Origin of the sequence: Mesorhizobium sp. ES1-6 (assembly GCF_020164775.1) — a bacterium.
Classification (GTDB): domain Bacteria; phylum Pseudomonadota; class Alphaproteobacteria; order Rhizobiales; family Rhizobiaceae; genus Mesorhizobium.
Window position 1 is genome coordinate 61,508 of record NZ_JAIUGU010000009.1, and the last position, 12,509, is coordinate 74,016.

A 12,509-nucleotide genomic window follows, 5' to 3' on the forward strand; every position below is an offset into this window, starting at 1 on the left:
ATGAGCAAGGCCCAAGACAGGATCCAAGTCCACACCGGGGACATCATGAAGCTCGACGTAGACGCCATCGTCAATGCCGCCAACACTTCGCTTCTTGGTGGGGCGGCGTCGACGGCGCCATTCATCGCGCGGCAGGCCGCGAGCTTGAATTCGAATGCCGGATGCTGAATGGCTGCAAAGTCGGCGATGCCAAGATAACCAAGGGTTACAAGCTGCCGGCTCGACATGTCATCCATACTGTCGGGCCTGTCTGGCAGGGCGGTGGCAAGGGCGAAGCCGAGCTGCTGGCGTCCTGTTACCGGCGTTCGCTTGAACTAGCTATCGCCAATGATTGCCGCTCAGTTGCGTTCCCAGCCATCTCGACCGGTGTATACCGCTATCCGAAAGATGACGCGGCCAAAGTCGCCGTTTATGAGGTCAATGACTTCATCAAGCACAACGCGCTTCCCGAAATCGTTGTTTTCTGCTGCTTCGACGAAGCGATGGCGGAACTATACCGGCGACATCTTGCGACATTGGGTGAATATTGAATTTTATAGACCAGGCGCTTATTTCGGTCACGAAATCGCGAGCTCATCCCGCAGCTCTGGCGGCGCCGGAGAATATTCGCTATCGCTCCTCCTGCACTTTGCAGTCGGGATGGGATGAGAATGAAAAGGAAATATTCACGGAATGTGTCTACTTTAATACTTTCGGCATTGCTGCTAGCCGCCTCGTACGGTTTGGGCGTGGCCGGATCGCTGGCGGGAAGCGAGGGAGACAAACGTTTCCCGCCCTATTTGCCACGAAACTCGAAAGATCCATGTACCAAGGCCTACAAGGCGTATGTGGCGGCCGGCGGCCATTCGGCCTACGCCACCACGCCCTATGCCCGGATCATGTCATCATACATAATCTGCGGCGGGCATCTGAACGCGCCGTCACAGAAGGCAGCGGAAGAACTGGCTATGAAATCCTGTCTCGCCACGCGCACGCACTACAAGGTAACCACCGGCGGCGCCTGCGAGATCGCCGCTTCGAAATAGGCCGGTGCCTGCCAAAACGGCGCCGCCCGATACTGACCCGGGAGGCTCCATGTTCACGAAAATCCTGATCGCCAATCGGGGCGAGATCGCTTGCCGCGTCATTCGCACGGCGCGCAAGCTCGGCGTACACACTGTCGCCGTCTATTCGGATGCCGACGCAAAATCCCTGCATGTCGAGATGGCAGACGAAGCGGTTCATATCGGCCCCTCGCCCGTCGGCGAGAGCTATCTACGCGGCGACAAGATCGTCGCGGCGGCGCTCGCGACGGGCGCGCAGGCCATTCACCCCGGTTACGGATTCCTGTCGGAAAACCCCGACTTCGTCGACCAGGTGGTGGCGGCCGGCCTCGTTTTCATCGGCCCGTCGGCGGCCTCGATCCGTGCCATGGGACTGAAGGACGCCGCCAAACGGCTGATGGAGAAGGCCGGCGTGCCGGTCGTGCCGGGCTATCATGGCGAGGCGCAGGAAATCGTGCTGCTTGCGTCCAAGGCGCGCGAGATCGGCTATCCCGTGCTGATCAAGGCGCGCGCCGGCGGCGGCGGCAAGGGCATGCGCCGCGTCGAGCATCCCGATGATTTTTCCGAGGCGCTGTCCAGCGCCCGGCGCGAAGCCAAGGCCGCTTTCGGCGACGACCGCGTGCTGGTCGAGAAATATGTCGACAAGCCGCGCCACATCGAGGTGCAGGTGTTCGGCGATAGCTTCGGCAATGCCGTGCATCTCTACGAGCGCGACTGCTCGGCGCAACGCCGCCACCAGAAGGTGATCGAGGAGGCCCCCGCCCCCGGCATGACGCCGGCGCTGCGCAAGGCGATGACGGAAGCGGCGGTGAAGGCCGCCAAGGCGATCAACTATTCCGGCGCCGGCACCATCGAGTTCATCGTCGATGCCTCGCAAGGCCTGAAAGTCGACCGCTTCTGGTTCATGGAAATGAACACCCGCCTGCAGGTCGAGCACCCGGTCACCGAGATGGTCACCGGCACCGATCTCGTCGAGTGGCAGTTGCGGGTCGCCAGCGGCGAAAAACTGCCGAAGACACAAAGCGAGATCGCGCTTTCCGGCCATGCTTTCGAGGCGCGCATCTATGCCGAGGACGCGGCCAAGGGGTTTCTGCCGGCGACGGGCACGCTGCACCACCTCAAATTTCCGGACATTGCCCCTGAAGGTGCCGCGATGCGCATCGAGACCGGCGTGCGGGCCGGCGATGCCATCTCGCCCTATTACGATCCCATGATAGCGAAGCTGGTCGTCCATGCCGGGGACAGAGCGGCAGCACTGGAAGCGCTCCGCGCGGCGCTCGCGCAGACCGAGGTTGCCGGATCCACCGTCAACACCGCTTTTCTTGCGGCCCTTGCCGCCGATCCGGATTTTGCGGCTGAAGACGTCGATACCGGCCTGATCGGCAGACACCAGGAGGCGCTGACGGCGGTCGCGCCGCCGACCGGCGAAATCATCTCGGCCGCCGCCCTGGCCGCTTCGGGTGCCGGAGCATTGCCGTCGTCGGACGACCCTTGGTCGTCGCTTGCCGGCTATGCGCATTTCCACGGTGTGGCGCGCCGCACCCGGCTGAAATTTGGCGACGAGGCGATACTGGCAAAGGTTTCAATGCGGCCGGACGGCCGCTTTCAGGTGGCGCTCGATGCGCCATATGACAACGCCAATGCGCATGACCTTCGCACCCTTCCCCGCCTCGCCCGCTGGCCTGGCCACATCACGGTGTTCGAGGGCGCTGTCGGCTATACTTTCAGCGTGCCTGATCCCCTGGCCAGGAGCGATGAAGCAGCAGCCGCCTCCGGCAGCCTGCGCGCGCCGATGCCGGGCCTGGTCAAGCTCGTGCGCGCGGCGAAGGGCGAAGCTGTGATCAAAGGGCAACCCTTGCTGATCCTCGAAGCGATGAAGATGGAGCACACCATCGCCGCACCACATGACGGTGTGATCGCCGAGATCGCGGCCGAGGGTTCTCAGGTAAGCGACGGGACGGTGCTGGTGCGGTTCGTCGGAGAACCGAACGCCTGACGGCGGGCGCGTCACATACCTATACGGTGGAGCCCTTTGCGGCCACGCTCGGGCGTTTCCTCACTCTCCAGGTAAAGATCGACGTGGCCGCATAGTTCCAAACGGCGCCGAGGAGGATGCCGGCCAAGCCTGCCGACCACCATCTGTAATGATTGTTGGCGAACAGATAGTTTGCAATGCCTACATTGGCGAAAGCACCCACGGAGCATACAAGCATGAAAGTGAACAGACCAAAGATCACCTCCTTGGCACCCCGGAGACGTCTATCGCGATAGGTCAGTGTGTTGTTCACAAAGAAATTGAACACCATCGCGGTGACTGTCGCGAGGCCTTGAGCGGCTATAAAATCCGCAAGACCCGTGGCGAGAAGTGCCGACAAGACCACCATGTGAACGAACACGCCAAGGCCGCCTATCAGGGAGAAGGATATGAAGCGCGCCGGAACGACGTGACCGACCAACTTGTCGGCCAGCAGCATCAGATATTCCCATGTAACCAAGGCATCCAGCTTGCTCTCGCCGGCCTGCCTGGTGCGAAACTGGTAAGCGACCTCCTGGATCCTCAACGGAGATTTCGAGGAAGCGCAGATATCTAGCAGGATCTTGTAGCCTTGACCTGACAAATCCCTGACCGAGTTATCGAAAGCTGATCTCGTAATAGCGAAGAACCCGCTCATCGGGTCCGTGAGATCGCTCTTCGTTACCATCTTGGCCAGCCGCGTTGCAAAAGCACTAATTTGTGCCCGGCGTTTGTCCCAGGAGCCCAACCCACCCCCTTCGATGTACCTGGAGCCAACCACAAGATCAGCGGTGTTGGCTTCGAGGAAGGAAAGCATTTTCGGTATGATGGCCTCGTCATGCTGAAGATCGGCATCCATCACGACCATGAACGGCGTGGTCGTGCTGAGCATTCCTTCGGTGACGGCAGTGGACAGCCCGCGCCGGCCGATCCGATGGATGAGCCGAACTCCGGGGAGAACGGCAGCCAATTTTGCGACTTCAGCTCTGGTTCCGTCAGAGGAGTCGTCGTCAACAAAAACGATCTCATGTTCCTTGCCCTCGAGCGCATTCCCGATGGCCGCGGCGACCTTGGACACATTCGCAAATTCATTGAATGTCGGAATGATCACTGAAACCAATGGGGCAAAATGCGACGTCGCATTTTGACTGTCTTTGACATCGATGTTCAAAATCATCCTTGGGTTATCTGAGCTTGGCACAGTAGCAATCCTGTGGAACAAAAACTTACCAATGCAGAAGGGGATCCGCTTCCACGACAGTCAACTTTCCGGCAGCGACGAGTTTGTCGATGGCATCGGGAGGAAGGAGGCCGGCGAGAACCTGCTGGTGGACGTAGAAGGGATCAACAATGAACGTTTTTCCTGAACGGTAGCTGGCGAGCGTACAGAAACAGGTCGCATCTCCAGGGACGCTTTTTAAGCGCGCGGCCGTCGTGGACATAGCCGCTTCGCGCGCGGCTATTTCCTCATGAAAACTCGGATCGATCAACAATCTCACCGGTTCAATGCGTGACGACGCCACTAGGCGAAGACAAATGGCGAGCAAAAGAAAGAACCGCAGCGCCTCCGGCGACCAGCGCCGAGCGAGCGGCAAAACCGGCGCATGCGCGAAAGCGAGGCCGGTGGCAATCGATACCCCGAAGACCAGTTCGAATTGCGCGTTGTAGGCCACGCCATCGCCGGTTTTCTGGACAAAGAACATCACGAGGCCAAGGATGTTTAGGAGATTGCACAAGCGGATATTGGGATCGGTCCTGCGCGTAATGCCGACGTAAACCCAGGCGGCCAGTCCAATGGCAATCCATTGCAGATGGCCGATGGCGCCGAAGGCGTGTTTCAGCGAATAGGCGCGCGGCGACCTCAGATTGCTGAAAAAATCGGGGCCGAAGGCAACGTAACAGAGGGCAAAACCCAGAACGATGGCGAAAGCCGCCAGGATCGCGGATTTCACCATTTGCCGCGGCTTGTTGATGCCCACCCATATCATTGCTGTCAGCGGCATCACTACGATGTTGTGTTTGATGAACCCGGCGGCCACCATCAGAAGAATGGGCAGTGCGTAGCCGCGATCCTGCGCCCGGGCCTTGAGGAAGGCGACAAAGCCAACCGTCATGGCTGCCTGGGCCAGCAAATGGGGATCATCCATCCCGACATAGCCGGTAAAAAAGCGGCACATGGTGGCGCCGAAAAATAGCGCGCCGATCACCGCGGAGGTCGCATCCCCACCCAGCAGGCGGATGGCGCGGAAAACACCCCAGGCGATCACCAGAATTGCTGCGAGCGACAGCAACCGTCCGGCCAGCACGACATCACCGATCAACCGCCCCAGACCCCCGACAATGTAAAAGGAAAGCGGCGGATAATTGTTGGCAATCAGCTGATGGGCAGCGGGATAGAGCGGCATCCGCCCCATCGCCGCATCGGCATAGTAGGCATTCCATCCCTCATTGGTATCAATCTCGATATCGAGGAACGCCCGATAAATCGGCCACAATGCCGCCAAGACGGTCAACACGACGAGGCAGCCGATCATGATGTACACGCGGCGGGTCAAGAAATTCTCGCCGGCCAGGTTTGTGGTTGAATTCATATGGCGCCAGATCCGGATCTGATTATGCGAATGGGGCAAGTCGGCGAGCAAATCTGCCTGTCTCAAAACGCGAAGCGGCAGAAAGAATCACCCCTACATTCATTTTTTTTGACCTAAAAAAGCCTTCCCTAATAGCGCAATTACAGAGTGATACTTATTTCTTTGCGGACGTGAAATGCCGGGCGCTCAACTACAGTGTTTCCGACAAAAATGGCCGGGACGAACCCGGCCATTTGTTCAAGTTCCCTGACTGCCGAAGCGGCGGAGCGATTACTGCGCGATCGGCGCGTATTTGCCGTCATGCCACTGGTTGATGTCGTAGCTGGCGTTCTTGAGGTCGCCCTTCTCGTCGAAGGTGACATCGCCGACAACGGTGCTGATCGGCGTGCCGTTCTTCAGCGCCTCGGCAACCTTGGCCGGATCGTCGCTGCCGGCGCGCTTGATGCCTTCGGCGAAAGCCTGGACCACGGCGTAGGAGAACAGCGTGAAGCCTTCCGGCACGAAGCCGCCGGCCTTGATCTTCTCGACCGCCGCCTTGGCTTCCGGCTTTGCCTGGGGATCCGACGGGAACACGAACATGGTGCCCTCGCCGGCCGGGCCGGCAACCTGCCAGAATTCCGGCGAGGCGATGGAGTCCGGCATGATCAGCTGGAACTTCAGGTTCTGTTCGGCCGACTGACGCAGGATCAGGCCAGCCTCAGGATGGTAGCCGCCGAAATAGACGACATCGGCCTTGAGATCCTTGAGCTTGGTGACAAGCGCCGAATAGTCCTTCTCGCCCGGATTGATGGCGTCATAATAGACTTCCTTGAGGCCACCGGCATTCATGGTTGACCTGACGGCATCGGCCACGCCCTGACCGTAGGCGCTCTTGTCGTGCAGGACGACGACGTTCTTGCCGGCATATTTCTTGGCGATCCACGGGCCGATGAAGGCGCCCTGTGCGTCGTCACGCGTATAGAGACGCATGATCGTCGGCCAGCCGGCCTTGGCCGCGGCGTCGGTCAGCACCGGGTTCGACGAAGCCGGGCTCATCATCAACGCACCGGCCTCCGCATAGACCGCCGAGGCCGGAATGCTCGAACCCGAGCAGGCATGGCCGTCGATGAATTTGACGCCGTTGGCGACGATGCGATTGGCGACCGACACGGCCTGCTTGGGATCGCACTGGTCGTCCTCGATGTCGAGCTTGATCTGCGAGCCGTTGACACCGCCAGCGGCGTTGATGGCGTCGGCGGCGGCCTGTGCGCCCTGCTTGAACTGGTCGCCGATGGTGGCGAGCTGTCCGGTCATCGGGCCGACCACCGAAATGGTGATGTCGTCGGCGAACGCGACCGGCGCGCTCATCATCAGGCCGAAAATGGCCGCGCTCAAAATACTCATTTTTTTCATGACAAGAGAACTCCTCCACTCACGCGCGGCCGCCCCGGCCACGCTTCTTCCAGAGAGGCGGGACAATTTCATCCTTCATTGCGCCTGTCTAGGCGCATTGGCGCCGCTCGATTGGGCCTGAGATGGCCCACTCACGCAAAAAAGCCACGCCAGCCTTGTTCCGGCTGGTCGTGGCTTTTTTGCCTGTCGGGCTGTTTCCCCAGCGCCCCCGCGCCACGAACCCAACTTGATCTTCCCTGTCTTCCTGCTGACCATCATTCGCGCGGCTTGAGCCCGTCGGCCTGCCGCATTCTGTCATTGTTGGCCTGTGGCTGGCTGTCTGCGCAGCCTTGTCCCTGTTTAGCCCGACCGTCTTTGGCGGTCTTGGCCGAAGCGTCCCCGTCTGGCGAAACTCAGTGCATGGTCATCCATTCGCGGGCTTCGCGCAGCGCCTTGGCGATCTCGATCTTCGACATCGCGGCCGAGAGTTCCGAGCGCAGTTCGGCGGCGCGGGCCGATCCCTTGATGGCGGCGATGTTGAACCATTTGTGGGCGGCAACGACGTCGGTCTCGCAATCGCGGCCGGTCGCATACATCATGCCCAGTTCGAAAAGAATGTCGGCCTGGGCAGTTGCCCCCATGGCGCCGAAACCTGCTTCAAGCATTTCAAAACGTGCCATTTTAGTCCCCTGTCTGGCTCCCGAGAGCTGCCTCCGTTTGTCTTGTCCGGGCCGCTCTTTCGATGCTTTCGAGAATGCCGCGCAGGCTTGAATCCGTCGTTAAATGGCGTGCTTAATTTGAGGAAAACAAAGCTAAAACAAGAGGTAAACACGGAAATTCGTTAAGGATACGAAGCCAGCAATTCAGCCGATTTTCGTCAAATTTGACGAAAATCTGGCAGGCCTCGATCAACACTCCGCTAACCCTAGGAAACAAACAGGAGACGGCGATCGTTTTCATTTCCTCGCCGACAGCGCGAATTCAGGCGGCTTCAAAATGCCAAAGTCTTCCGTAGCGGCACCGCTTTTGTTTTGCTGGAAGCTGGATTAGCTTACGTTTGCGTAAGCGGCAGACCGGCGAGGCGGAGCATCCGGCCGGCTATCCAAAGGGAGGAAGACATGTTTCGAAAAGTGAGCCTGGCCTTGGCGGCCACTTTGATGCTGAGCGGCGCGGCGTTTGCCGATCCGATCGAGGGCAACTGGAGGACGCAAGCCGGTGACACCGCTGCCATTGGTGGCTCCGGCTCGTTTTCCATTACGCTGAAGTCCGGCAAATATGCCGGCAAGACCATCGGCTCGCTCAAGGCGGCCGGCGACAACAAATATACCGGCAACATCACCGATCCGGCAAACGACAAGACCTATTCAGGCAAGGCGACATTGTCGGGCACCTCGCTCAAGATGAGCGGTTGCGTGCTCGGCGGCCTGATCTGCAAGAGCCAGACCTGGCACAAGCTCTGATCGTCCATTTCCTAGTCATTTCAAAAACGGGGCCCTGCGGGCCCCGTTTTCGTTTCATCGACACGTTAGCAGTCGCGCTCGAGGCGCCATTCGGGTCGCCGGCAACTCGGCCAATGTCCCGTCAATCAATTTGAACCGCAGATGAACGCCGGCATCAGAGCCGGTTCAGAGGCATCAGGGCATTCTCCTGCGTGTTGAAGGAGACACGGACCCAATGCTTGCTCGCCGCTTCACCATCGTCTGCCTGCTGATGAGCCTGTTTGGAATGTTCTTCGCCATCCTCGTCGCCGAAGCGGGCCGTTCGCCCCGCTCCTGGGACGAAGCCACCAGAATGTGCCACCTCGGCTGCCCGACCACGCTTCGCCACTGAAACAGAGAACCCGGACCTCGAAAAGAAAAGCGCAAGACATCATGAACCGCATCGCCGCCAACCTCACCAAGACCCTCCGGCTCCTGCCGCGGGCGGCGCTTATCCTGATGCTTCTGGCCGCTCCGGTTCTGGCGGTGCCGATGATGCGCGCCGATGCCGGCTCGACAATCGAGGCGCCGGCACTCAGAAAGTCCGGCGTCGGCTTCGTGCTGCTGGTCAGCCTGCAGAGGGGTTGAAGAAAAATGGCGCTTTGAGCGCCTTCGGCGGCGACACCCCTCCCAACCGCCCGTCCAAGTCTCTATATTGAGCCATGGAAAAGCGAATCTATCCCCAAGCCATCGAATCTGTCGTCATGCCCGAGCCTTTTGGCCGGCAAAGCTTCGACAACGCCGAAAAGGCCGTTGCCGCACTGCAGGTGCTTTACAACAGAAACACCAAGTTCCTGCGCGACTCCTTCGCGGCCCTTGCCGCCGGCGGCGACAGCAGCAAGCGCTACCGGGCCTTCTATCCCGAGATCGGCGTCACCACGAGTTCCTTCACCCAGGTCGACTCGCGCCAGGCCTATGGCCACATGCCGACGCCGGGACATTTCTCGACCACGATCACACAGCCGCAGCTGTTCGAGACCTACCTCATCGAGCAACTTCGCCTGATCATGCGCAACCACGGCGTCGCGGTCACGGTTTCGGAATCGACCACACCCATTCCGCTGCATTTCGCTTTCCTGGAGGGAACTTACGTCGACGGCGCCGCCGCCGAGCGCATCAAGCGGCCGATCCGCGACCTGTTCGACGTGCCGGATCTGGACGGCACCGACGACCAGATCGCCAACGGTACTTTCGAGGTCGCCTTTGGCGAGCCCCGGCCGCTGGCGCCGTTCACGGCGCAGCGCATCGACTATTCGCTGCACCGCATGACGCACTACACCGCGACCAGTCCGCAGCATTTCCAGAATTTCGTCCTGTTCACCAACTATCAGTTCTATATCGACGAGTTCGTCGCCCGCGCCCGCGACCTGATGGAAAAGGGCGGTGACGGCTACACGGAATTTGTCGAACCTGGCAACGTCATCACCCGGGCTGGGCAAAGCGCGCCAAGCGAAGGCGTGGCGCCACAGCGCCTGCCGCAGATGCCGGCCTATCATCTGAAGAAGCCGAACCATGGCGGCATCACCATGGTCAATATCGGCGTGGGGCCTTCCAACGCCAAGACCATCACCGACCATATCGCCGTGCTTCGGCCGCATGCCTGGGTGATGCTCGGCCACTGCGCCGGGCTACGCAACACCCAGGCGCTTGGCGACTATGTGCTGGCGCATGCCTATGTGCGCGATGACCATGTGCTGGACGACGATCTGCCGGTCTGGGTGCCGATCCCGCCGCTGGCCGAGATCCAGGTCGCGCTGCAGGAGGCGGTCGCCGAAGTCACCGGCCTGTCGGGCTACGACCTGAAGCGCATCATGCGCACCGGCACCGTCGCCACCATCGACAACCGCAACTGGGAACTGCGCGACCAGCGCGGACCGGTGCAGCGCCTGTCGCAGTCGCGCGCCATCGCACTCGACATGGAATCGGCGACGATCGCGGCCAATGGCTTCCGCTTCCGCGTCCCCTACGGCACGCTGCTGTGCGTTTCCGACAAGCCGCTGCATGGCGAACTGAAATTGCCGGGGATGGCGACCGAGTTCTACAAACGCCAGGTGGCGCAGCACCTGACCATCGGCATCAGGGCGATGGAAAAGCTGGCCGAGATGCCGATGGAGCGGCTGCATTCGCGCAAGCTCCGGAGCTTTTCGGAGACGGCGTTCCAATAGAACGCCGCGCGAAGCCTCGGCGAGGCAATTCGTCGTCTTGCTCGGGCCGCATTTTGGCCGATAAGCAAATCGACGGATCGTCAGGCGGCATTCGGCGGACACGACCTCGATGACAACAGGCGCGCGCTTGAACATGACGGCTGGGCTGGCATTCCTGGCGATGATGGCATTATCGGCCGCTTTGTTGGCCGGGTTCTTCGGCGCGCTGCACCCGGCTTTCGATTCCTTCGCGCATTTTCGCATTCACTTCAGTGTGCTGATGGCGCTTCTGGCGTTGCCGCTGCTTGCGAGTTCCTACCGGCTGCAGGCGGCCGTGGCGATGCTCTTCGCCATCGCCTGCCTGGCCACGACGGCTAGCGCATTGCCAAGGCTGTGGCCGCGGCCCGCGGTTGCCGAGCCCGCCGACCAGATCGTCTACAGCCTGCTGCAGATGAACCTGCGCTTCAACAATCCGACACCGAAGAAGGTGCTCTCGCTGATCGGCCGCACCAATCCGGACGTGATCACGCTCGACGAGGTGTCGCAGATGTGGACGACCGAGCTTGGCTATATCGCCAGCGCCTACCCCTACCGGATCCTCTGTCCCTACCCGAACGGCATGTTCGGCGTGGCGCTGCTGTCGCGCCGGCCATTTGCCGCCGGCACCGCGCCGCGTTGCGAGCCGCGCGGCGCCATGGCGACCGCCACCATCGACTTCAGCGGGAGCGATGTCGACGTCGCCGCGATCCATTTGAGCTGGCCCTGGCCGAAGGAGCAATATTGGCAGATCGGCGAACTGGCGGGGCCGCTGGCCGCGCTCGGCCAGACCGCGATCGTGGCCGGCGATTGCAACGCCGTGCCGTGGAGCGCGGCGGTGCGGCGGGTCGCGGCTCTCGGCGGGCTGACACTCATGCCTTCCGCCGGCCCGACCTGGATCCATCGGACACTGCCCGACTTCCTGCGCCGCTACGCGGGCTTGCCGATCGACCAGGCGTTCAGCAAGGGCGGCGTGTCGATCCTGTCGTCAAAGCGGCTGGAGGATACCGGCTCGGACCATCTCCCGGTGCTGATCGAATTCTTGGTTCGATCGGATCAGAAACCACCCGAGGACGGGCGCGCCAGCGCACTCGCGGCAAGCGACTTGTCAGCCAGGCCTCGGGGCTGACTTACAAGGCCGAGACGCCGCGACGCGTCGAGATGGCGAACGGTTCGCTCGTTCATGGTTTTCCGATCAAGGCAGCGATCAGATGTTCGACATGGCCGCCATTGGCATGCTCGCGCCGGTCGAAGGCGATTTGTTTGGCCTCATATTCGGCATAGACCGCCTTGATGCGAAGCCGGGCCTCGCTCCGTGTCTTGTAGCAGGACGGGTCGTTGGCGACCCGTAGGCCGGTTATCGACCTCTCCGTGGCGCGCATCATCTCTCTGGCGATACGCCCATGTGTTTCCTCATGGCTGCGAACACCGGCGAAAAACCTGTTCCAGCGCCTTTTCAGCGCCGGCGTCATCGGCGAGGCAACGCGAGGGAAGGTGTAGAACAGATTGAGCGTGCCGTTGACCTGTCCCAGCCGGCAGAAGCCCTTATCCTGACCTCCGCCGAGATCCCAGTCGACGGTATAGGCCGTGGTGGCGATGGCATGCGTCATGAAGCCATGCTTGGGGCCTTTGCTGTCCATCGCGTCGATGAGGGTCGTGCCTGAACTTCCGTTGATATCGTAGGTCCGCGTCTGGACCACCGCCCTGGTGCCGGCCAGCGCTTCCGTCACACACAGCGCCCCGATGACGGCCAGGCATGTCAGAACGATCCGGCGCATCTGCCTTTCTCCTTATTCCTGGAGAAGGGAACCATAAGCTGGCGGTGGTTTCAA

At 60.9% G+C, this 12,509-nt stretch carries 12 protein-coding genes and 1 pseudogene; 8 read left to right on the forward strand and 5 right to left on the reverse strand.

The features are described from left to right. The 3 genes and pseudogenes from LB564_RS21195 to LB564_RS21205 all read left to right on the forward strand — a co-directional run bounded on the left by LB564_RS21195 (position 1) and on the right by LB564_RS21205 (position 3,039). A pseudogene (locus LB564_RS21195) lies at positions 1-530 on the forward strand (O-acetyl-ADP-ribose deacetylase). A 120-nt stretch (positions 531-650) separates the two neighbouring features. After that, entirely contained in the window at positions 651-1,025 is a 375-nt protein-coding gene (locus tag LB564_RS21200) for a hypothetical protein (protein WP_224540672.1), read from the forward strand. 49 nt (positions 1,026-1,074) lie between these two features. Beyond that, complete coding sequence (locus LB564_RS21205; protein WP_224540673.1) at positions 1,075-3,039, forward strand: acetyl/propionyl/methylcrotonyl-CoA carboxylase subunit alpha; 1,965 nt, start codon at positions 1,075-1,077, stop codon at positions 3,037-3,039. A gap of 19 nt (positions 3,040-3,058) precedes the next feature. On the opposite strand, the gene LB564_RS21210 is transcribed toward LB564_RS21205, so the two are convergent. The 4 genes from LB564_RS21210 to LB564_RS21225 form a co-directional block, all read right to left on the reverse strand. Further along, a complete protein-coding gene (locus LB564_RS21210) occupies positions 3,059-4,234 on the reverse strand; it encodes a glycosyltransferase (RefSeq protein ID WP_224559459.1) in 1,176 nt (391 codons plus the stop codon). 49 nt (positions 4,235-4,283) lie between these two features. Then, entirely contained in the window at positions 4,284-5,648 is a 1,365-nt protein-coding gene (locus LB564_RS21215) for a glycosyltransferase family 39 protein (protein WP_224540677.1), read from the reverse strand. Between the two features lie 270 nt (positions 5,649-5,918). Then, positions 5,919-7,040 (reverse strand): branched-chain amino acid ABC transporter substrate-binding protein, encoded by a 1,122-nt coding sequence (locus LB564_RS21220; protein WP_140709864.1) that lies wholly within the window; start codon positions 7,038-7,040, stop codon positions 5,919-5,921. Between the two features lie 392 nt (positions 7,041-7,432). Beyond that, entirely contained in the window at positions 7,433-7,699 is a 267-nt protein-coding gene (locus LB564_RS21225) for a sel1 repeat family protein (protein WP_027026420.1), read from the reverse strand. A 438-nt stretch (positions 7,700-8,137) separates the two neighbouring features. Between LB564_RS21225 and LB564_RS21230 the strand changes: the two genes are divergently transcribed. From LB564_RS21230 to LB564_RS21250, 5 genes are all read left to right on the forward strand, one after another. Continuing rightward, positions 8,138-8,479, forward strand: a complete 342-nt coding sequence (locus LB564_RS21230; RefSeq protein ID WP_224540678.1) for a DUF2147 domain-containing protein — start codon at positions 8,138-8,140, stop codon at positions 8,477-8,479. Between the two features lie 214 nt (positions 8,480-8,693). Next, positions 8,694-8,849: a hypothetical protein gene (locus tag LB564_RS21235; RefSeq protein ID WP_181173856.1), complete on the forward strand. Its 156-nt coding sequence runs from the start codon at positions 8,694-8,696 to the stop codon at positions 8,847-8,849. A 41-nt stretch (positions 8,850-8,890) separates the two neighbouring features. Further along, positions 8,891-9,085, forward strand: coding sequence for a hypothetical protein (locus LB564_RS21240; protein WP_140709861.1), 195 nt, complete (start codon positions 8,891-8,893; stop codon positions 9,083-9,085). Between the two features lie 116 nt (positions 9,086-9,201). Next, positions 9,202-10,662 carry an AMP nucleosidase gene (locus LB564_RS21245; RefSeq protein WP_224540680.1) on the forward strand — a complete coding sequence of 487 codons (1,461 nt, stop codon included), beginning with the start codon at positions 9,202-9,204 and terminating at the stop codon, positions 10,660-10,662. A gap of 133 nt (positions 10,663-10,795) precedes the next feature. Next, entirely contained in the window at positions 10,796-11,806 is a 1,011-nt protein-coding gene (locus LB564_RS21250) for an endonuclease/exonuclease/phosphatase family protein (RefSeq protein WP_224540950.1), read from the forward strand. Between the two features lie 52 nt (positions 11,807-11,858). On the opposite strand, the gene LB564_RS21255 is transcribed toward LB564_RS21250, so the two are convergent. After that, positions 11,859-12,455: a DUF922 domain-containing Zn-dependent protease gene (locus LB564_RS21255; RefSeq protein WP_224540681.1), complete on the reverse strand. Its 597-nt coding sequence runs from the start codon at positions 12,453-12,455 to the stop codon at positions 11,859-11,861. Positions 12,456-12,509 lie beyond the last annotated feature (54 nt).

Excerpts from the sequence above, each read along its gene's own strand:
- LB564_RS21200 (WP_224540672.1), top strand. The coding sequence starts at position 651 with ATGAAAAGGAAATATTCACGGAATGTGTCTACTTTAATACTTTCGGCA.
- LB564_RS21205 (WP_224540673.1), top strand. The coding sequence starts at position 1,075 with ATGTTCACGAAAATCCTGATCGCCAATCGGGGCGAGATCGCTTGCCGC.
- LB564_RS21210 (WP_224559459.1), bottom strand. The coding sequence starts at position 4,234 with ATGATTTTGAACATCGATGTCAAAGACAGTCAAAATGCGACGTCGCAT.
- LB564_RS21215 (WP_224540677.1), bottom strand. The coding sequence starts at position 5,648 with ATGAATTCAACCACAAACCTGGCCGGCGAGAATTTCTTGACCCGCCGC.
- LB564_RS21220 (WP_140709864.1), bottom strand. The coding sequence starts at position 7,040 with ATGAAAAAAATGAGTATTTTGAGCGCGGCCATTTTCGGCCTGATGATG.
- LB564_RS21225 (WP_027026420.1), bottom strand. The coding sequence starts at position 7,699 with ATGGCACGTTTTGAAATGCTTGAAGCAGGTTTCGGCGCCATGGGGGCA.
- LB564_RS21230 (WP_224540678.1), top strand. The coding sequence starts at position 8,138 with ATGTTTCGAAAAGTGAGCCTGGCCTTGGCGGCCACTTTGATGCTGAGC.
- LB564_RS21235 (WP_181173856.1), top strand. The coding sequence starts at position 8,694 with ATGCTTGCTCGCCGCTTCACCATCGTCTGCCTGCTGATGAGCCTGTTT.
- LB564_RS21240 (WP_140709861.1), top strand. The coding sequence starts at position 8,891 with ATGAACCGCATCGCCGCCAACCTCACCAAGACCCTCCGGCTCCTGCCG.
- LB564_RS21245 (WP_224540680.1), top strand. The coding sequence starts at position 9,202 with ATGCCCGAGCCTTTTGGCCGGCAAAGCTTCGACAACGCCGAAAAGGCC.
- LB564_RS21250 (WP_224540950.1), top strand. The coding sequence starts at position 10,796 with ATGACGGCTGGGCTGGCATTCCTGGCGATGATGGCATTATCGGCCGCT.
- LB564_RS21255 (WP_224540681.1), bottom strand. The coding sequence starts at position 12,455 with ATGCGCCGGATCGTTCTGACATGCCTGGCCGTCATCGGGGCGCTGTGT.